The organism is Streptococcus mitis (assembly GCF_008763935.1).
In the GTDB taxonomy this organism is placed as follows: domain Bacteria; phylum Bacillota; class Bacilli; order Lactobacillales; family Streptococcaceae; genus Streptococcus; species Streptococcus mitis_DB.
Map to the genome: position 1 here is coordinate 214,982 of NZ_VTQF01000001.1, position 17,585 is coordinate 232,566.

The 17,585-nt window shown below is 38.8% G+C and carries 22 protein-coding genes; 17 read left to right on the forward strand and 5 right to left on the reverse strand.

Going from position 1 to position 17,585, the window contains the following annotated elements:
• From F9B91_RS00950 to F9B91_RS00965, 4 genes are all read left to right on the forward strand, one after another.
• Entirely contained in the window at window positions 1-1,149 is a 1,149-nt protein-coding gene (locus F9B91_RS00950) for an Ltp family lipoprotein (protein ID WP_049543323.1), read from the forward strand.
• A 125-nt stretch (window positions 1,150-1,274) separates the two neighbouring features.
• Window positions 1,275-2,234, forward strand: a complete 960-nt coding sequence (locus F9B91_RS00955; RefSeq protein WP_150922278.1) for an ROK family glucokinase — start codon at window positions 1,275-1,277, stop codon at window positions 2,232-2,234.
• Between the two features lie 99 nt (window positions 2,235-2,333).
• The gene (locus F9B91_RS00960) at window positions 2,334-2,768 is read left to right on the forward strand and encodes an HD domain-containing protein (protein ID WP_001043052.1); all 435 of its coding nucleotides are present in this window, start codon (window positions 2,334-2,336) and stop codon (window positions 2,766-2,768) included.
• A gap of 50 nt (window positions 2,769-2,818) precedes the next feature.
• A complete protein-coding gene (locus F9B91_RS00965; RefSeq protein ID WP_084886914.1) occupies window positions 2,819-3,658 on the forward strand; it encodes a thymidylate synthase in 840 nt (279 codons plus the stop codon).
• Between the two features lie 50 nt (window positions 3,659-3,708).
• Here F9B91_RS00965 and F9B91_RS00970 read toward each other — a convergent pair whose 3' ends face one another.
• On the reverse strand, window positions 3,709-3,879 hold the full coding sequence (locus tag F9B91_RS00970; protein WP_001051775.1) for a DUF3042 family protein: 171 nt from the start codon (window positions 3,877-3,879) through the stop codon (window positions 3,709-3,711).
• 120 nt (window positions 3,880-3,999) lie between these two features.
• On the opposite strand from F9B91_RS00970, the gene miaA reads away from it, so the two are divergent.
• The 5 genes from miaA to F9B91_RS00995 are packed head-to-tail and all read left to right on the forward strand — an operon-like array spanning window position 4,000 to window position 8,451.
• A complete protein-coding gene (gene miaA, locus F9B91_RS00975; protein WP_150922279.1) occupies window positions 4,000-4,884 on the forward strand; it encodes a tRNA (adenosine(37)-N6)-dimethylallyltransferase MiaA in 885 nt (294 codons plus the stop codon).
• A complete protein-coding gene (hflX, locus tag F9B91_RS00980; RefSeq protein WP_150922280.1) occupies window positions 4,877-6,115 on the forward strand; it encodes a GTPase HflX in 1,239 nt (412 codons plus the stop codon). Before miaA ends, hflX begins: the two co-directional genes overlap by 8 nt.
• On the forward strand, window positions 6,108-6,731 hold the full coding sequence (locus tag F9B91_RS00985; RefSeq protein WP_150922281.1) for a cystathionine beta-lyase: 624 nt from the start codon (window positions 6,108-6,110) through the stop codon (window positions 6,729-6,731). The genes hflX and F9B91_RS00985 overlap by 8 nt, the downstream gene beginning before the upstream one ends.
• 14 nt (window positions 6,732-6,745) lie before the next feature.
• Window positions 6,746-7,675, forward strand: a complete 930-nt coding sequence (gene rnz / locus F9B91_RS00990; RefSeq protein WP_084862498.1) for a ribonuclease Z — start codon at window positions 6,746-6,748, stop codon at window positions 7,673-7,675.
• A 20-nt stretch (window positions 7,676-7,695) separates the two neighbouring features.
• On the forward strand, window positions 7,696-8,451 hold the full coding sequence (locus F9B91_RS00995) for an SDR family NAD(P)-dependent oxidoreductase (RefSeq protein WP_150922282.1): 756 nt from the start codon (window positions 7,696-7,698) through the stop codon (window positions 8,449-8,451).
• Window positions 8,452-8,488: 37 nt separating this feature from the next.
• Here F9B91_RS00995 and F9B91_RS01000 read toward each other — a convergent pair whose 3' ends face one another.
• Window positions 8,489-9,394 (reverse strand): helix-turn-helix domain-containing protein, encoded by a 906-nt coding sequence (locus tag F9B91_RS01000; RefSeq protein WP_150922283.1) that lies wholly within the window; start codon window positions 9,392-9,394, stop codon window positions 8,489-8,491.
• A 386-nt stretch (window positions 9,395-9,780) separates the two neighbouring features.
• Here F9B91_RS01000 and F9B91_RS01005 point away from each other — a divergent pair, with 386 nt between their 5' ends.
• The 4 genes from F9B91_RS01005 to F9B91_RS01020 all read left to right on the forward strand — a co-directional run bounded on the left by F9B91_RS01005 (window position 9,781) and on the right by F9B91_RS01020 (window position 12,169).
• Complete coding sequence (locus F9B91_RS01005; protein ID WP_150922284.1) at window positions 9,781-10,758, forward strand: choline-binding protein C; 978 nt, start codon at window positions 9,781-9,783, stop codon at window positions 10,756-10,758.
• A 31-nt stretch (window positions 10,759-10,789) separates the two neighbouring features.
• A complete protein-coding gene (locus F9B91_RS11390; RefSeq protein ID WP_225306539.1) occupies window positions 10,790-11,380 on the forward strand; it encodes a hypothetical protein in 591 nt (196 codons plus the stop codon).
• A gap of 73 nt (window positions 11,381-11,453) precedes the next feature.
• Window positions 11,454-11,702 (forward strand): hypothetical protein, encoded by a 249-nt coding sequence (locus tag F9B91_RS01015; RefSeq protein ID WP_150922285.1) that lies wholly within the window; start codon window positions 11,454-11,456, stop codon window positions 11,700-11,702.
• Window positions 11,672-12,169: an Ltp family lipoprotein gene (locus F9B91_RS01020; protein WP_191962383.1), complete on the forward strand. Its 498-nt coding sequence runs from the start codon at window positions 11,672-11,674 to the stop codon at window positions 12,167-12,169. The genes F9B91_RS01015 and F9B91_RS01020 overlap by 31 nt, the downstream gene beginning before the upstream one ends.
• Window positions 12,170-12,194: 25 nt before the next feature.
• Here F9B91_RS01020 and F9B91_RS01025 read toward each other — a convergent pair whose 3' ends face one another.
• Window positions 12,195-12,815: a hypothetical protein gene (locus F9B91_RS01025; RefSeq protein ID WP_125393667.1), complete on the reverse strand. Its 621-nt coding sequence runs from the start codon at window positions 12,813-12,815 to the stop codon at window positions 12,195-12,197.
• Window positions 12,816-13,202: 387 nt separating this feature from the next.
• Between F9B91_RS01025 and F9B91_RS12145 the strand changes: the two genes are divergently transcribed.
• Window positions 13,203-13,682, forward strand: coding sequence for a helix-turn-helix domain-containing protein (locus tag F9B91_RS12145; protein ID WP_033686609.1), 480 nt, complete (start codon window positions 13,203-13,205; stop codon window positions 13,680-13,682).
• A 32-nt stretch (window positions 13,683-13,714) separates the two neighbouring features.
• The gene (locus F9B91_RS01035; RefSeq protein ID WP_150922287.1) at window positions 13,715-14,911 is read left to right on the forward strand and encodes a hypothetical protein; all 1,197 of its coding nucleotides are present in this window, start codon (window positions 13,715-13,717) and stop codon (window positions 14,909-14,911) included.
• Window positions 14,912-15,041: 130 nt separating this feature from the next.
• Here F9B91_RS01035 and F9B91_RS01040 read toward each other — a convergent pair whose 3' ends face one another.
• Complete coding sequence (locus F9B91_RS01040) at window positions 15,042-15,950, reverse strand: LysR family transcriptional regulator (protein WP_001222582.1); 909 nt, start codon at window positions 15,948-15,950, stop codon at window positions 15,042-15,044.
• Window positions 15,951-16,013: 63 nt separating this feature from the next.
• Between F9B91_RS01040 and F9B91_RS01045 the strand changes: the two genes are divergently transcribed.
• Both F9B91_RS01045 and F9B91_RS01050 read left to right on the forward strand, forming a co-directional pair.
• A complete protein-coding gene (locus F9B91_RS01045; RefSeq protein WP_033689072.1) occupies window positions 16,014-16,283 on the forward strand; it encodes a YqgQ family protein in 270 nt (89 codons plus the stop codon).
• Window positions 16,283-16,666 carry a rhodanese-like domain-containing protein gene (locus tag F9B91_RS01050; protein ID WP_050365443.1) on the forward strand — a complete coding sequence of 128 codons (384 nt, stop codon included), beginning with the start codon at window positions 16,283-16,285 and terminating at the stop codon, window positions 16,664-16,666. The genes F9B91_RS01045 and F9B91_RS01050 overlap by 1 nt, the downstream gene beginning before the upstream one ends.
• Window positions 16,667-16,699: 33 nt before the next feature.
• On the opposite strand, the gene F9B91_RS01055 is transcribed toward F9B91_RS01050, so the two are convergent.
• Window positions 16,700-17,425, reverse strand: coding sequence for a 16S rRNA pseudouridine(516) synthase (locus F9B91_RS01055; protein ID WP_150922288.1), 726 nt, complete (start codon window positions 17,423-17,425; stop codon window positions 16,700-16,702).
• Between the last annotated feature and the right edge of the window lie 160 nt (window positions 17,426-17,585).

Consider the following 17,585-nt stretch of genomic DNA (forward strand, 5'->3'; position numbering starts at 1 on the left):
ATGAACAAACGTCTATTTTTTAAAATGAGTCTGGCAACCTTGCCAGTTTTGGCTTTGTTTTCACAACCAGTTTTAGCGGAAGAAAACATCCATTTTTCTAGCTGTAAGGAAGCTTGGGCTAATGGCTATTCGGATCTTCATGAGGGGGATCCTGGTTATTCTGCCAAGTTAGACCGTGATCATGATGGTGTGGCTTGTGAATTGGAGAATGCCCCTAAGGGTGCCTTCAAAGCAAAACAAGAGATTACAACTCAAACTGATACAAGTTCAGCAACAACAAGAGGCTGGGTTAAGCAGGATGGTGCTTGGTACTATTTTGATGGAAATGGAAATCCAGTGAAAAATGCATGGCAGGGAAGCTATTATCTGAAAGCAGATGGTAGAATGGCACAGAGCGAATGGATTTATGATGCTTCCTATCAAGCTTGGTATTATTTGAAATCAGATGGTTCTTATGCTTATAGTACATGGCAAGGAAATTACTATTTGAAATCAGATGGCAAAATGGCTATCAATGAATGGGTTTATGATGCTACTTACCAAGCTTGGTATTATCTAAAATCAGATGGTTCTTATGTTTATAGTGCATGGCAAGGAAATTACTATTTGAAATCAGATGGTAAAATGGCTATCAATGAATGGGTTTATGATGCCACCTATCAAGCTTGGTATTATTTGACATCAGATGGATCTTATGCTTACAGCACGTGGCAAGGGAATTACTATTTGAAATCAGATGGTAAAATGGCTATCAATGAATGGGTTGATGGTGGACGTTATTATGTTGGTGCTGACGGAGTTTGGAAGGAGAGTCAAGCGAGTACAAGTTCTTCTTCTAGTGATGATAGCAATAGTGAATATTCTGCTGCTTTAGGAAAGGCAAAAAGTTATAATTCGTTATTCCATATGTCAAAAAAACGTATGTATAGACAATTAACTTCTGATTTTGATAAATTTTCAAATGATGCAGCTCAATATGCGGTTGATCATTTAGAAGCTGATTATAAATATAATGCGTTGTTTAATGCTAAGAACTATAGAAAATTATTTAATATGTCTAAATCTGGTCTTTTCAATCAATTGACCTCTTCTATAGATGGCTTTACAGAAGAGGAAGCTCAATATGCAATTGATCATTTAGATGACTAACAGATACTGGTAGGCGAAAAATTCCTTATAATTCATTTACGCAAACCTTTGCATAAGCAACTAAAATTTGTTATACTAGTACTGTAAGCATTTTCAATTAATTCATAATGAAAAAGGAGAATATGATGAGTCAAAAGATTATTGGGATTGACCTTGGTGGAACTTCTATCAAATTTGCAATCTTAACCACAGCAGGAGAAATCCAAGAAAAATGGTCTATCAAGACTAATATTTTGGATGAGGGAAGTCATATCGTAGATGATATGATTGAGTCTATTCAACATCGTTTGGACTTGCTTGGATTGGCAGCAGCAGACTTCCAAGGTATTGGAATGGGATCACCAGGTGTGGTTGACCGTGAAAAAGGAACTGTTATCGGCGCCTACAACCTCAACTGGAAAACCCTTCAACCAATTAAAGAAAAGATTGAAAAAGCCTTGGGTATTCCATTCTTCATCGATAATGATGCTAACGTAGCAGCTCTTGGTGAACGTTGGATGGGTGCTGGTGATAACCAACCAGACGTTGTCTTTATGACACTCGGTACTGGTGTTGGTGGTGGTATCGTTGCAGAAGGCAAATTGCTTCACGGTGTTACTGGTGCAGCAGGGGAGCTTGGCCACATCACTGTTGACTTTGACCAACCAATCGCATGTACTTGCGGTAAGAAAGGTTGCCTTGAGACAGTTGCTTCAGCAACAGGGATTGTTAACTTGACTCGTCGCTATGCTGATGAATACGAAGGCGATGCAGCCTTGAAACGCTTGATTGATAACGGAGAAGAAGTGACTGCTAAGACTGTATTTGATCTTGCAAAAGAAGGAGACGATCTTGCTTTGATCGTTTACCGTAACTTCTCACGTTACTTGGGAATCGCTTGTGCTAACATTGGCTCAATCCTAAACCCATCAACAATCGTAATCGGTGGCGGTGTGTCAGCTGCAGGAGAATTCCTTCTACAAGGTGTTCAAAAAGTCTACGACGAAAATACCTTCCCACAAGTACGCACATCCACTAAATTAGCTCTTGCAACTCTAGGAAACGATGCTGGGGTTATCGGAGCAGCATCACTTGTATTGCAATAAGATAAAAATGACAGAGCTTGGTGATTCATCAGGCTCTTTTTCAAGATCATAATTGTAAATATAACTCTTAACTTTTTGATTTTAGAAAGGAGATTTTAAATGAATAAGTCAGAACAATCCATGTTTGAATTGGCTTTGTCCATTGCAAAAAAAGCACATGAGGGACAATATGATAAGGCTGGAGTAGTTTATATCAAACACCCTCTTTTTGTAGCAAGTCTGGTCGATACGCAAGAAGAAAAGGCAGTCGCTCTATTGCACGATGTTCTTGAAGATAGCCCTTATACAGCAGAAGAACTAATATTGGCTGGTTTACCAGAGACTGTTGTTACTGCAGTGCAGGTACTGACCAAGAAAAAGGGACAAGATTATCAACAATATTTGGAACTTGTTAAATCGAATCCTATAGCACGTTGTGTCAAATTAGCAGATTTGAAACATAATTCAGATTTATCTAGACTAGCTACAATTACTGAAAAGGATCTGGAACGATTTGAAAAATACAAGAAAGCTATTGATTATCTGAGCATGTAGAAAAGCTTTTTTTATGCTATACTAGTTAGGACAATAAATGAGGTGAGAGAATGACAAAAGCAGATACGATTTTTAAAGAAAATATTGAACGAATCCTCAAAGACGGTGTCTTTTCTGAGCAGGCCCGTCCCAAGTACAAGGATGGGACTGTTGCCAACTCCAAGTATGTAACGGGTGCATTTGCCGAGTATGACTTGGCCAAGGGGGAATTCCCCATTACAACTTTACGCCCTATCGCTATCAAATCCGCCATCAAGGAAGTGCTCTGGATTTACCAAGACCAGTCAAATAGCCTAGACCTGCTTAATGACAAGTACAATGTTCACTACTGGAATGACTGGGAAGTGGGAGATACGGGAACCATCGGTGAGCGCTATGGTGCCGTTGTTAAGAAACACGATATCATCAATAAGATTCTCAAGCAGTTGGAAGCCAACCCTTGGAACCGCCGCAATATCATTTCGCTCTGGGATTACCAAGCTTTCGAAGAAACAGATGGGCTGCTCCCGTGCGCTTTTCAGACCATGTTTGATGTCCGCCGTGTAGATGGGGAAATTTATTTGGATGCGACCTTGACCCAGCGTTCTAATGATATGCTGGTGGCCCACCATATCAACGCTATGCAGTATGTAGCTCTTCAAATGATGATTGCCAAGCATTTTGGCTGGAAGGTTGGGAAGTTCTTCTACTTCATCAACAACCTCCATATCTATGACAATCAATTTGAACAAGCTCAGGAATTGCTTCGTCGTGAGCCGTCAAACTGCCAACCACGTTTGGTTTTGAATGTGCCAGATGGGACTAATTTCTTTGATATCAAAGCGGAAGACTTTGAGTTGGTGGATTATGACCCTGTCAAACCACAGTTGAAGTTTGACCTAGCTATTTAAAAGAATAGAAAAAAGAAGTTGAGACAATAAATCTCAACTTCTTTTGTTTTTTAACGTGATACGCGGCGACGGGCTGCTTTTTTACGGTTTTCTTCGATGAAAGCTGCTTTTTGCTCTTCTGGTTCGATCACTTTCTTTTTAAATGCGTATACTGCACCTGCGACGGCAGCGACAGTTCCTGCGATACCTGTTACAAGACCTTTAGCGAATCCTTTAGCCATGAGTCTTCCTCCTTTATATTCTCAATCAGCCAGCCCCTTCAAGAGGTCACATTTTTCTGACTGACTTTTTTGTGTTATAATAATAGTAACGAAAAAATGGGAATTTTTCAAGGAAAAAAGATGAAAACAAAAATAATTGTGATCGTTGGACCGACTGCAGTTGGAAAGACAGCTCTTGCTATTGAAGTGGCCAAGCGTTTTAATGGCGAAGTTGTTAGTGGCGATAGTCAGCAGGTTTACCGAGGTCTAGATATTGGAACGGCTAAGGCTAGTCCAGAAGAGCAGGCAGCTGTTCCTCATCATTTAATCGATGTTAGAGAGGTAACCGAGTCTTACTCGGCTTTTGATTTTGTTTCAGAAGCTAAGATGGCTATTGAGGATATTCACAGCCGCGGCAAGCTAGCCATTATCGCTGGTGGAACAGGACTTTACATACAGAGTCTACTAGAAGGATATCATCTCGGTGGAGAGACACCACATGAGGAGATTTTGGCCTATCGGGCTAGTTTGGAGCCTTATACAGATGAGGATTTAGTCTATCTTGTGGAGCAAGCAGGCCTTGAAATTCCTCAGTTTAATCGTCGCCGTGCTATGCGTGCCTTGGAAATTGCCCATTTTGGTCAGGATTTGGAAAATCAAGAGAGTCTATATGAACCGCTGATTATTTGTTTGGATGATGAACGCAGTCAATTATATGAACGAATCAATCATCGAGTGGACCTGATGTTTGAAGCTGGACTTCTAGACGAAGCCAAGTGGTTGTTTGACCATTATCCAGATGTGCAGGCTGCTAAAGGAATTGGCTACAAGGAACTCTTTCCTTATTTCCGTGAAGAGCAGACTCTGGATGAAGCCAGTGAGAGTCTCAAACAGGCGACCCGTCGTTTTGCCAAGCGTCAGCTGACCTGGTTCCGTAATCGCATGCAGGTCACCTTTTATCAGATTGGAGAAGCTGGTGTGCAAGACCGCATTTTAAGCCAGATAGAGGAGTTTTTAGATGATTGATACGGAAAAAAAAGAGGAACGCGTCTTGTTGATTGGTGTGGAATTGCAGGGCATGGACAATTTTGACCTCTCCATGGAAGAATTGGCCAGTCTAGCTAAGACAGCTGGGGCAGTCGTTGTAGATAGCTACAGACAAAAACGTGAAAAATATGATTCCAAGACCTTCGTCGGCTCTGGTAAGTTAGAAGAAATTGCGCTCATGGTGGATGCAGAAGAAATTACCACTGTCATCGTCAACAACCGTCTGACGCCAAGGCAAAATGTCAATCTAGAAGAAGTTCTCGGTGTCAAGGTCATTGACCGTATGCAGTTGATTTTGGATATCTTTGCCATGCGAGCTCGAAGCCATGAAGGGAAGCTCCAAGTCCACCTAGCCCAGCTCAAATATCTCTTGCCTCGCTTGGTTGGTCAGGGAATTATGCTCAGCCGTCAGGCAGGGGGAATTGGTTCCCGTGGACCTGGTGAAAGCCAGCTGGAGCTGAACCGTCGTAGTGTTCGCAATCAAATCACGGATATCGAGCGCCAGCTCAAGGTGGTTGAGAAAAATCGGGCGACTGTCAGAGAAAAACGTTTGGAGTCAAGCACCTTTAAGATTGGCTTGATTGGTTATACCAATGCTGGGAAGTCAACTATCATGAACACCTTGACCAGTAAGACCCAGTATGAAGCGGACGAGCTATTTGCGACTCTAGATGCGACGACTAAGAGTATTCATCTGGGGGGCAATCTTCAAGTAACTTTGACAGATACAGTTGGCTTTATCCAAGATTTGCCGACAGAGTTGGTGTCCAGTTTTAAGTCGACCTTGGAAGAAAGCAAGCATGTGGACCTTCTGGTTCATGTTATCGATGCCAGCAATCCTTACCACGAAGAGCATGAAAAAACAGTCTTGTCTATCATGAAAGACTTGGATATGGAAGATATTCCTCGCCTTACCCTTTATAATAAAGCGGATTTGGTGGAGGATTTCACGCCTACCCAAACGCCTTATGCCCTTATTTCTGCCAAGGCTGAGGATAGTCGTGAGAATTTGCAGGCACTATTTTTAGAGAAAATCAAGGATATTTTCGAACCCTTTACCCTGCGAGTGCCTTTTTCAAAGTCCTACAAGATTCACGATTTAGAAAGTGTTGCGATTCTTGAAGATCGTGACTACCAAGATGATGGAGAAGTGATTACAGGCTACATTTCCGAGAAAAATAAATGGAGGTTAGAGGAATTTTATGACTGATATTAAAACGTTGGCTCTAAAATATGGGGGCTATACAAGTCTGGATAAGGTCTATCTGGACCAACTTCTAACTGGTAGAACAGAGCAGGAGCAGTTGGCACTGATTACTCCTCCTCCCAGCGTGGTCAATGCTTACTTTGCAGAACTCTACCAGAAAAAGAGTCCTGAAGCAGCGACGGATTATTTTGCGGAACTCAGTCAGGAACTGAATCTTTACAACGTTGAGCCAAGTTTCACCATAGAAAACAAGCCTTTTATTCGTCTTAACCTATCGGGCAAATCCTTTGGTTTTTGTTATGAGAGTGAGGGTCTGGGGCGGATTTTCTCTGAAAATGAAGAGGTTATTTCAGAAGACTTGCTCTTTGAGATTGCGCAAATTTTTCCCCATCAGCTAGTCTTTGAGGAGTCTGGCAAGATTTATATGAAGGCTGTCGGGGACGAGGAAGTTGTTAGCGTGGAAAATATCACAGCTTTGACTGATTTAGAAATCTTAGCAGATGGTCGTAAACGTCTTAAAGGTTACAGCCAAGAGGAGTTATTACAAGAAGCCACAGCTTTTTCTGGCAAGCGCTATTTCCGATCGGAAAACCGCACAGCCATGTTATACATTGATTAATTAGAAAGTATCGAATGGATATTCAATTTTTAGGAACGGGGGCTGGCCAGCCCTCTAAAGCTCGCAATGTCTCTAGTCTCGCCCTGAAACTCTTGGACGAGATTAATGAAGTCTGGCTCTTTGACTGTGGAGAAGGTACGCAAAATCGCATCCTGGAAACCACGATTCGACCGCGTAAGGTCAGCAAAATCTTTATCACTCACTTGCACGGAGATCACATCTTTGGCTTGCCAGGTTTCCTTTCTAGTCGTGCCTTTCAGGCCAATGAAGAGCAGACAGATTTGGAAATCTATGGACCTCAGGGAATCAAGTCATTTGTCTTAACCAGCCTTCGTGTGTCAGGTTCGCGCCTGCCTTACCGAATTCATTTTCATGAGTTTGACCAAGATTCCCTTGGGAAAATCCTTGAGACCGATAAATTCACTGTGTATGCAGAGGAACTGGACCATACTATTTTCTGCGTTGGCTATCGTGTCATGCAAAAGGACCTAGAAGGAACGCTGGATGCTGAAAAACTCAAGGCAGCTGGTGTCCCATTTGGCCCACTTTTTGGGAAAATCAAAAACGGCCAGGATGTTGTTTTGGAAGACGGAACTGAAATCAAGGCAGCAGACTATATCTCAGCGCCACGTCCTGGTAAGATTATTACTATTCTAGGCGATACCAGAAAAACCAATGCTAGTGTGCGTCTGGCTGTCAACGCCGATGTCCTTGTCCATGAATCCACTTATGGCAAGGGCGATGAAAAAATTGCTCGTAATCATGGCCACTCAACCAACATGCAGGCAGCGCAGGTGGCAGTAGAAGCAGGTGCCAAACGCCTTCTGCTTAACCACATCAGTGCCCGTTTCCTCTCAAAAGATATCAGCAAGCTCAAAAAAGACGCTGCTAGTGTTTTTGAAAATGTCCATGTGGTCAAAGACTTAGAAGAAGTGGAAATCTAAAAGCTTGAGGAAGGATAAGTATGCCTACTATTCTCATTACCGGAGCTAGCGGTGGCCTAGCTCAAGAAATGGTCAAACTCTTGCAAAATGACCAACTCATCTTGCTTGGTAGAAATAAGGGAAAATTAGCCCAACTCTACGGAAACCATCCTCATGCAGAATTGATTGAAATCGATATTACCGATGATTCAGCCTTAGAAACTATGGTAGCAGACCTCTATCTCCGTTATGGCAAGATTGATGTTTTGATAAACAACGCTGGTTACGGGATCTTTGAGGAATTTGACCAGATTTCCGACCAAGATATTCATCAGATGTTCGAGGTCAATACCTTTGCCCTAATGAATCTGTCTCGTCGCCTTGCGGCTCGAATGAAGGAAAGTCGAAAAGGCCATATCATCAATATTGTTAGCATGGCAGGTTTAATCGCTACTGGCAAGTCTAGTCTCTACTCAGCGACCAAGTTTGCGGCCATTGGTTTTTCAAATGCGTTACGCCTCGAACTTATGCCCTATGGAGTCTATGTGACAACAGTCAATCCAGGTCCAATCCGTACAGGATTTTTCGACCAAGCCGACCCAGATGGAACCTATCTCAAATCTGTTGACCGTTTCCTGCTAGAACCAGATACAGTGGCTAAAAAGATTGTCAAGATTATAGGAAAAAACAAACGCGAACTCAATCTCCCAATCTTGCTGAACCTAGCCCATAAGTTTTATACTCTCTTTCCCAAGCTAGCTGATAAGTTTGCAGGGGAGACTTTTAATTATAAATAAAAAAGTTGTTCCTAAAATGGAGCAACTTTTTTGATGCTTAGAATAAATCAATTCCAGTCTTATTTAATGAGTGGCAGTGATAGGTGAAGGCATTGATAAAATTAGAGTAATATTGCTGATCAATAAATTTTGCGCTTTGAAGATAATTAAATAGATTTTTCGCTAAAGGAATAGCCTCAGGTTTATTCCATCTAAATTGATTGTAAACATGTTCAACTTCTAGAAACATGAGGGGAATAGCTAGATAGCCTCGTTCGAAGGTCTGAAGTGATTTAATTTTTTTAATAATATCATCAGCCTTTTGATAGTAGCCCAATTCAGAGAAGTATTTTGCAGAGAAAGTAAGAGCATTTAAAATACGGATGTAGGTGTCAGTGTTGGCACTTTCTTTGTACATAAGTAGTAATTGTTTGGTCATATGGTCAATGAGTTCCATGGGACAATGATTGACGATAACACGATAAATTTCAAGTTCGATACTATTAAAGACATCCGATTTCATTAAATGCTTGATAATGTTTTGAATTCTAGCAACAGTTTCAGGACTCTTTGATATGGTTGGATAATGTCTTAATTTAATAGATTTAAAAATCATTTCTGCTTGAAGTGGATTGTCTTTTAGATAGACATCAAATAATTTTTCGTATTCTTCAATGTAAGTGAGGATATCTTCTTCATGGACCACATGCTTGCCAAATTCAATAGCAGGTAATTCTAAGCAGTCTCCACCTTTATTTGCATAGGCGAGAACAAAATCATTCCATTCAACTCCGATAACAATTAAAAGTTTGGCAAAGTTTTCAAGTGAAATTCCTTTTTCTCCTTTTTCAAATTGACTTAGGAACTGTGGTGATACGATATCTGAGGCGGCTTCCTTTAGGCTGAGTCCTCGTGCTTCGCGCAGGTACTTAAATGTAGCTCCAAATGGGTATAGATTTTCCATAAATAATCTCCTTACATACTTCTAAGACTATTATACAAAAATTTAGAGAAAAAAATGGAGAAAGAAAACTATAGTTACAAAATATTAGAATTCTATGCTATTTTTTATTTTTATGAACAAGATTGAAACTATAGTTTAAATAGCGAAAAATTTAAATATCTATTATGGTATGATAAGGGAAAGGATAGGAAATAAAGTTAGGTTGTTATACTAGTATAACAAGGATTGACTTATCACTCAATCCTATTCTATCAGCCATCAAAGGAGAAAATGAAATGGAGAAAATTTAAATTCTCGACGCTAGAAAACTATCATATTTACTTTTAAGGTTATAAGACAATTATCATAAATTTTTTGAAAAATAGAAATATATAAGGAGTTTTATTATGAAAAACAGAAAAATGTTGGCTTCTTCTTTACTAGCCGGTGCTTTATTGTCAGTAGGTTATGTAGCCTCTAAATCGACAACGGTTCATGCCTTAACAGATATGAGTGTCAAGGATACTCAGAATCCCTTGAAAATCACTTTGATACAGACAGGAGAAATAACTATACTTTCGGTTGACCTTCAAAGAAGTTCTACAACTAATGATAATACATATCTTGATTTTGATCTAGTTAATGAAGATACTGGAGAACTTGCTTCTTCACACACTTTTGGAAGATTTGGAGGAAGTAATAGAATAAGACAGGGAATTAATATACTCCCAGTAAAAGATGGGAACTACCATCTAGATATCTACAGTTCAGATGATTTTGGAAAACGTTACTTCGGACGTTCAGAAGTTTTTAAAATCTCTGGATATAAATACTATCCGATTAAGAAGGTAGAGACACCAACAGCTACTGAAACTCCAAAACAATCTACTAACTCTAACTCTAACTCTAACTCAGCTCAGACTGGCTGGTCAGGTTCTTCTTACTACAAAGCTGGTGTGAAAGTAGTTAATCAATGGATTTTTGATGTTCAGTACAATTCTTACTTCTACCTAAATGCGTCAGGTAACTATGTTCAGAATGCTTGGTCAGGCAATTACTACCTCAAATCAGGTGGTTACATGGCTAAGAGTGAGTGGATTTACGATAAAAACTATAGTTCATACTATTATCTAACATCAGAAGGTAGCTATGCCCGTAACACTTGGGTAGGTAGCTATTACCTCAAATCAAATGGTAAAATGGCTAAGAGCGAGTGGGTCTATGATAGCAGCTACCAATCTTATTATTACCTAACTTCTGAGGGTAGCTATGCTCGTAATACATGGATAGGTGACTACTATCTCAAGTCAAATGGTAAGATGGCAGTCAACGAACGGACCCCAGATGGCTACAAAGTAGATGGCTCAGGTAAGTGGGTTAAATAAATTTTTTTGAACTGGGAGAATAGAGAAAATAATGGAAAAACATGAAAACCAAATGAACGAAGAGATAATCGTAGAAAAAGTCGAAGATACTGAAGAAGTGACCGTAGAAAAAGTCGATGAGACTACGGAAAGAATGGAAGAATCAATTAATGAAGTAGTTACAGAGAAGCCTGATAGAGTAGAAGCACTCAAAAAAGAGGCGTCAATTTTTGTAGATAAAGCTGGAAAACAAATCGAAAATCTAGATATGGATGGTTTGATTGAAAAAATTAAAAAATTATTTGAAACAAAACCTCTACAATCTATCGGAATTAGCCTAGCTATCTTTCTTGTTCTGTTCTTTGGAGTTCGTAAATTAACTAGTGATCCATTAGATGGAACTTATGAAATTTTAACAAAACGTGATCATTTAGTCATGGTGATTAAAGGAAATTCTGGGACCGTCATCTCTGAAGATTCAGACGGAGACAAAGAAAAAAGATTAGTGAAAATTGATAAACAAAAGAAAGTATTGACAATCACAGACGATGAAGGTAGAGAAATAGGGAAAACAAAATATATGTTAAAAGATAAAGAACTCTATCTTCAAGAGCCAAATCAAACCTTTAGCAGAGTAAAATAGACTACACATTAACAGCCTAAGCCAGTACCTTAAAAGCTACTGGCTTAGGAAATTGTATAAAAGGAGAATATGAATGAAATTCAAAAAATTAATAACTTTAGCTAGTTTAGTAGGGCTGATTGTTTTTCTTGCGACTACTGTAGTTGCCTGTGGTTCAAAATCTGAAAACACAGAAACTAAAACTGCACAAGTTGAAAAAAACAAAGAAAAAGAAAAAAAAGAAGCGTTAGACAAAGCTAAATCGTATGATAAAAGTCTTAACCTTTCTTACAATGCTATGGAAAAAAATTGTTGGAAGAAGACTTTTCTGAAGAGGCTATAAAATACGCACTTAATAACGTGGGTATTGATTGGAAGCAAAATGCATTGGAAAAAGCTAAAGAGTATGCTAAAACTCCTCTCGTTTCAAGAAAAGTTATTAAAGAAAAGTTAGACTACGAAGACGGATTTGATGACCCAGAAGTCAACTACGCTATTGATAATGTAGATGTTGATTGGAAAAAAGCTGCAATAGAAAAAGCTAAGGACTATGCTAAAAACAACCACTTATCAAGTTTCAACACCGAGAGTGAGTTACAAAGAGAAAATCGCTTTACACCTGAAGAGGCAAAATACGCAGTAGAAAATGCAGGTATTGATTGGAAGGAAATCGCGCTAGAAAGAGCTAAAGAGTTGAAACAATCTGCGCCAGAACCAGACTTTGCAATTTCCGATACCAGAGATGGACTCCAAAGCGAACAATTTAGGGATGAAGAGGTCAAGTATGCAATGGACAACTTGAAAAAATAAAAAAGAGGTGGCGACCTCTTTTTTATTATTTCTCTTTCACAATTTCACCATCTACTTTATCAAAGCCTATTGCATTTCCTTTAGAAACTTCGGTAATGAGTAAATCTCCAGAAGAAACGACGCTGGAAGTGTATGCAATATATCCGGCATAGTATTTATCGCGAATTTGTCCACTAGTTAGAGATACGTAAGTAAGGTAAGATGGTTTATTTTCATCGTTAACATATAATTTTATCTCTTCTTTTGTAGTGTTATTCCCTGATCCATCTGTTATCGCCTTAGCTTTAACTTTATCGATTTCAAAACTTCTTTTTGATCTTTCTTCAGCTAATTTTCTAACTTCATTGATGTTTTTGCCTACAACTTCATCCATATGAAGCTCTACGGCTGCACCAACAGTCCCTCCGCCTATTTCGTACCCGTTCAGTTTTCCTCCTTTTGTGATATAGACGTAGTTTATTCTTTCATCTTTTCCAGGTAATGCATCATCATTAGAATCGATCACACTATAGAAAACTCTCTCTTGATTGTCGTTCATTAACTGAACGATACCTTTTCCTTTTGTATCCATAGATGATGAACAAGCTGCTAAACTAGCGCTAGCAAGTAGTGCACCTAATAACAACAATCCATTTCTGTTTTTCATAATAAAACTCCTTATATATTTCTATTTTTCAAAAAAATTTATGATAATTGTCTTATAAGCTTAAAAGTAAATAAGATACTTTTTTAGTGTCTAGCATTCAAGTTTTTCCCATGTCATTTTCTCCTTTGATGGCTGATAGAATAGGACTGTGTGGTAAGTCAATCCTCGTTATACTAGTATAACAAGCTCACTTTTTTATCTATTCTTTCTCCTATCATACCATAATAGATATTTAAATTTTTCAACATTTAAACTATAGTTTAAATGTTTTTTAAAAAATCCAAAAATAGCATAGAATTCTAATATTTTGTAACTATAGTTTTCTTTTCTCTATTTTTTTTCTAAATTTTTGTCTAATAGTTTTAGAAGTATGTAAGGAGATTATTTATGGAAAATCTATACCCATTTGGAGCTACATTTAAGTACCTGCGTGAAGCACGAGGGCTCAGCCTAAAGGAAGCTGCCTCAGATATTGTATCACCACAGTTCCTAAGTCAATTTGAAAAAGGAGACAAAGGAATATCACTTGAAAACTTTGCTAAATTGTTAATTGTCATAGGAGCTTTAGAAAATTTCAAAGCTGATAATATGAAAGAACTAGTAAATTTATATGATGATACAAAATATAAAGAATTACAGTTGAACTATCAGAAAGAAATGCTACAGTTACAAAGGGAACAATATATTGATACAAAGAAAATGCTTCAAGCATTAAGATACAACAATTATGTTCAAACTTTACAATTACAGCAGTTAGACGGAATCCGTAGAAATACAGAAGAAGCAGTTGATTATTTGAGAAATTTACGTGTTCAAGAAAATCATTATCATACGCATAACCATTATCATCAAAATAATATTTATTAATTTATATAGGTGACATTAAAATTAGAGATAATATGAAGAAAATTATAAACATGATGACCTGTCTGGGTTTATTTTGCGGCTTGTTTTCACTAGTGAATTCAGCCCAAGCTGACAGTACTGACTACAACCAACTATTGCCACAAATTACTACAAAGTGGGAGAGTAAACAGCTATTTGAAAATAATGCTAATAGACTTGGTTACGCTTTGATGGATATTGATAAAAATGGTACGGATGAGTTATTAATCGGTCTAACCAATGGTGAAAAATGGGAACTGTTTGAAGTATATTATATGAATGGTAATACTCCCACTCCATTATTTGATAGATTTTGGGATACAAGCCATAGAATGGGGACAGTTATTAATACCTTTACAGATGGCAGTATTATAGTGTTCGAAAGTTCTCCAGGGATTATGTCATATAGATTGTTCCAACTTTCTAAAGAAAATAAGGAGCCAACGTTAATTAAAAAAGGTGAATTTAGAGCAGGAGAAGGTGACTTAGATGACTTAAACCTTGACTCTAAAACAAAGATAGATACCTCAACTATTGAATATACTTCTCTAAATCTCCCAATCATCGGAGATAATATGGATCCGAATCCTCCCATGCCCAAGTCTCTTGTCGATGCTAAAATAGGAGATGAAATTCCTTTGCCATCTGAGTTGGTAGGTATTTGGATTAATAAAGAGCCAAATAATGGTACTAAATCTGGTAGAGCTTCATCACTTATTTTAGGAGAGGACGGAAGCTACACTGGAACCTTTAAAGATGGAGATATTAGAGGGAAGGTATCCCGTCTTAAAAAAGTGAGTGAGAATGGATTTATTGTCTTAACAGAAAATCAAGAGAATGATTTTTTCTCTTTAATTGTTGGTTTAGGTGGAGGCTTGCCTCCTGGTCATCGACTCGAACATGGTATGGTGCTAGAAGGGCGAACTTTATATAATGTATTGTGGGTAGTAAAAGAAGGGGAGGAAGACTATTCTAAACCTTCCAAGCTAGTAACTTTTGTAAATCCAACTTATGGTCCTAAGAAAATTGAGAAAAAAGCAGAACAGGAAGTAGCGAAACAAGACGATATAGTGGCAGAATCAACTCAAGACAGTAGTGAGGAGACAAAGCCAGAACAAAAACTATTTGGAAAAATCCCAGTATTTGGACTGGTTGTGGGAGCTGGACTTGTCCTTGTTTTAATCCTTTCTATATTTTGGTTTAAAAAATAAAATTTTATAAAATACTCTTGATTTATTATTAGAGAAAAAACCTCAAGAATTAGGGTTGAAAGCTAGTTCTTGAGGTTTTTAGGTTATTCGATTTAGAGGTATTTTCATACTCAATGAAACTCAAAGAGTATTAACTATCAAACTGGACTTCTTCTAGGAGATAGTCGATAAAGCGTTCGCCCATCTTAGACAGGCTTGTTTTTTCATGCTGGATATAGACCAGTTCAATTGGGTCATCAATATCCAGTGGGATGGAAACGATATTGTCTCCGTTGAGGTTGCTGTTCAAAATACCTGTTGCAATGGTATAACCATCCAAACCAATCAAGAGATTAAAGAGGGTAGCACGGTCGCTGACTACGATAGATTTTTTGTGGTATTCCTGCGATAGAATCTCTTCAGAGAAGTAGAAGGAGTTGTGCGTCCCCTGGTCATAGCTGAGGTAAGGGAAGTTTTCCAAATCAGACAGTTTCACCTTGTCTTTTTTTGCCAGAGGATTGGTCTTGCTGACAAAGATATGCGGTTGCGCGGTAAAGAGATGGTGAGCCAGCAGGTGGTTGTCATCCAGCATTTTCGTTAAAACATCACGGTTGTAGCTGTTAAAAAATAGGACACCGACCTCACTACGGAAGTTCTTGACGTCGTCGATAATCTCCCAAGTACGAGTTTCACGAAGGAAGAGCTCGTATTTCTCCATATCACTTTTCTTGAGTAGAGAAACAAAGGCATTGACTACAAAGGCATAGTGCTGGGAGGAAACGCTAAAGAGTTCGCGGTGGGCGACAGGATTTTTATAGCGTTCTTCCAAAAGCTGGGTCTGCTCGACAACCTGACGGGCATAAGAGAGGAACTCCATCCCATCACGGGTCAAGGTGATGCCCTTGGGGTTGCGGATAAAGATTTCAATGCCCATTTCATTTTCCAAATCTCTCACAGCATTGGAAAGACTTGGTTGAGTGATAAAGAGTTGCTTAGCTGCCTCATTCATGGATCCAGTTTCGACGATTTTGATAATATAATGTAATTGTTGAATTCTCATGTTTTTATTGTACCACACTTGCGTCAGAATCGCCAAAGAAGATAGGAAAATCAGGGGGAGTGTGTGAGTCTCTTCTTGAAAAAAACACAAAAATTTGCTAGAATGAGTCTTATGAAAACATTCTATGATGTGCAGCAATTCCTCAAACGATTTGGTATTATTGTTTATATGGGAAAACGCTTATATGATATTGAACTGATGAAGTTGGAACTCTCTCGGATTTACGATGCAGGGTTGATGGATAAACTAGACTATCTAGAAGCAGAAGCGGTTCTACGCAGAGAGCACAAGGTAGAATTGGATTATATTGAGAAAAATGGAGAAAAGAACTAATGGTTACTTGGATTTTGTGGGCACTTATACTAGCAATGTTGGCGTGGATGGGTTTTAACTATCTTCGTATTCGCCGTGCGGCTAAAATTGTGGACAATGAGGAGTTTGAATCCTTGATTCGTACGGGTCAATTGATTGATTTGCGCGACCCAGCAGAATTCCACAGAAAACATATTCTTGGGGCTCGCAATATTCCTTCAAGTCAGTTGAAGACTAGTCTTGCAGCCCTTCGTAAGGATAAACCTGTTCTTCTTTACGAAAACCAACGTGCGCAACGAGTTACAAATGCAGCCCTTTACTTGAAAAAACAAGGTTTTTCTGAGATTTATATCCTTTCTTATGGCTTGGATTCTTGGAAAGGGAAAGTCAAAGTTGAGAAATAAGAAAACGAGCTTGGATGTTTCCGAGCTCATTTTTTAACCACTTTTTCTGAGAAAGTCACGAATGATTGTCAACTCTTCTGAGTTTAGGGGACGGTAGTCTCCTTCTTGAAGATTCTGATCCAAGCTCCAAGGTCCAAAATGGGTGCGCTTGAGGGAGGTCACCTTGACACCAACCGAGAGGAACATTTTCTTAACCTGATGAAATTTCCCCTCTGAAATGGTAATAGAGGCTTGACTGTGGGAAGGACTTGCAGATAGAATTTCTAGGCTTGCAGGTTTACAGATAGTACCATCTAAAAAGACAATTCCTTTTTGAAAGGCTTGGATATGGTCAGGTGTTAGAAGTCCATTAACCTCAACTTGATAAGTCTTATCGACATGATATTGGGGATGGAGGAGTTGGAAGCCCAAGGGACCGTTATCGGTCAAGAGAAGGAGTCCTGTCGTATCTCGGTCCAGTCGGCCGACGGCATAGAGCTTGTCAGACTGGATGTCAGGCGGAAGGAGTTCCATGACGGTTGGAAGTTTCTTGTCTTTGTTGGCTGTAACGACACCAGCAGGCTTATGAAGCATAAGATAGGTGTGCTCATAGCCTTGAATGATTTGGTCCTGAAAAAGGAGTTCCTGTAGTCCTGTATCGATATTTTGGGCTAGGGAGCGGGCTGGGCAACCATCGACTAGAATTTCTCCTTTAAGTAAGGCTTGTTTCATGGCCTTTCGGCTGATTTTTTCTTGGGCTAATAAATTATCTAAACGCATACTGTGCCTATCTTATCATAAGTCGCTTGCTTTGAAAAGGCTTGACGTGAAAAGAAAAGCAGAGTGAAAACATTTACACTTGCTTGAATTATGTTATTTACCTGAAATTATGGTATAATTGCTCAGTTAGAAAATAAATTTTGAATATTATAGAGGAAAT

Excerpts from the sequence above, each read along its gene's own strand:
- F9B91_RS00950 (WP_049543323.1), top strand. The coding sequence starts at position 1 with ATGAACAAACGTCTATTTTTTAAAATGAGTCTGGCAACCTTGCCAGTT.
- F9B91_RS00955 (WP_150922278.1), top strand. The coding sequence starts at position 1,275 with ATGAGTCAAAAGATTATTGGGATTGACCTTGGTGGAACTTCTATCAAA.
- F9B91_RS00960 (WP_001043052.1), top strand. The coding sequence starts at position 2,334 with ATGAATAAGTCAGAACAATCCATGTTTGAATTGGCTTTGTCCATTGCA.
- F9B91_RS00965 (WP_084886914.1), top strand. The coding sequence starts at position 2,819 with ATGACAAAAGCAGATACGATTTTTAAAGAAAATATTGAACGAATCCTC.
- F9B91_RS00970 (WP_001051775.1), bottom strand. The coding sequence starts at position 3,879 with ATGGCTAAAGGATTCGCTAAAGGTCTTGTAACAGGTATCGCAGGAACT.
- miaA (WP_150922279.1), top strand. The coding sequence starts at position 4,000 with ATGAAAACAAAAATAATTGTGATCGTTGGACCGACTGCAGTTGGAAAG.
- hflX (WP_150922280.1), top strand. The coding sequence starts at position 4,877 with ATGATTGATACGGAAAAAAAAGAGGAACGCGTCTTGTTGATTGGTGTG.
- F9B91_RS00985 (WP_150922281.1), top strand. The coding sequence starts at position 6,108 with ATGACTGATATTAAAACGTTGGCTCTAAAATATGGGGGCTATACAAGT.
- rnz (WP_084862498.1), top strand. The coding sequence starts at position 6,746 with ATGGATATTCAATTTTTAGGAACGGGGGCTGGCCAGCCCTCTAAAGCT.
- F9B91_RS00995 (WP_150922282.1), top strand. The coding sequence starts at position 7,696 with ATGCCTACTATTCTCATTACCGGAGCTAGCGGTGGCCTAGCTCAAGAA.
- F9B91_RS01000 (WP_150922283.1), bottom strand. The coding sequence starts at position 9,394 with ATGGAAAATCTATACCCATTTGGAGCTACATTTAAGTACCTGCGCGAA.
- F9B91_RS01005 (WP_150922284.1), top strand. The coding sequence starts at position 9,781 with ATGAAAAACAGAAAAATGTTGGCTTCTTCTTTACTAGCCGGTGCTTTA.
- F9B91_RS11390 (WP_225306539.1), top strand. The coding sequence starts at position 10,790 with ATGGAAAAACATGAAAACCAAATGAACGAAGAGATAATCGTAGAAAAA.
- F9B91_RS01015 (WP_150922285.1), top strand. The coding sequence starts at position 11,454 with ATGAAATTCAAAAAATTAATAACTTTAGCTAGTTTAGTAGGGCTGATT.
- F9B91_RS01025 (WP_125393667.1), bottom strand. The coding sequence starts at position 12,815 with ATGAAAAACAGAAATGGATTGTTGTTATTAGGTGCACTACTTGCTAGC.
- F9B91_RS12145 (WP_033686609.1), top strand. The coding sequence starts at position 13,203 with ATGGAAAATCTATACCCATTTGGAGCTACATTTAAGTACCTGCGTGAA.
- F9B91_RS01035 (WP_150922287.1), top strand. The coding sequence starts at position 13,715 with ATGAAGAAAATTATAAACATGATGACCTGTCTGGGTTTATTTTGCGGC.
- F9B91_RS01040 (WP_001222582.1), bottom strand. The coding sequence starts at position 15,950 with ATGAGAATTCAACAATTACATTATATTATCAAAATCGTCGAAACTGGA.
- F9B91_RS01050 (WP_050365443.1), top strand. The coding sequence starts at position 16,283 with ATGGTTACTTGGATTTTGTGGGCACTTATACTAGCAATGTTGGCGTGG.
- F9B91_RS01055 (WP_150922288.1), bottom strand. The coding sequence starts at position 17,425 with ATGCGTTTAGATAATTTATTAGCCCAAGAAAAAATCAGCCGAAAGGCC.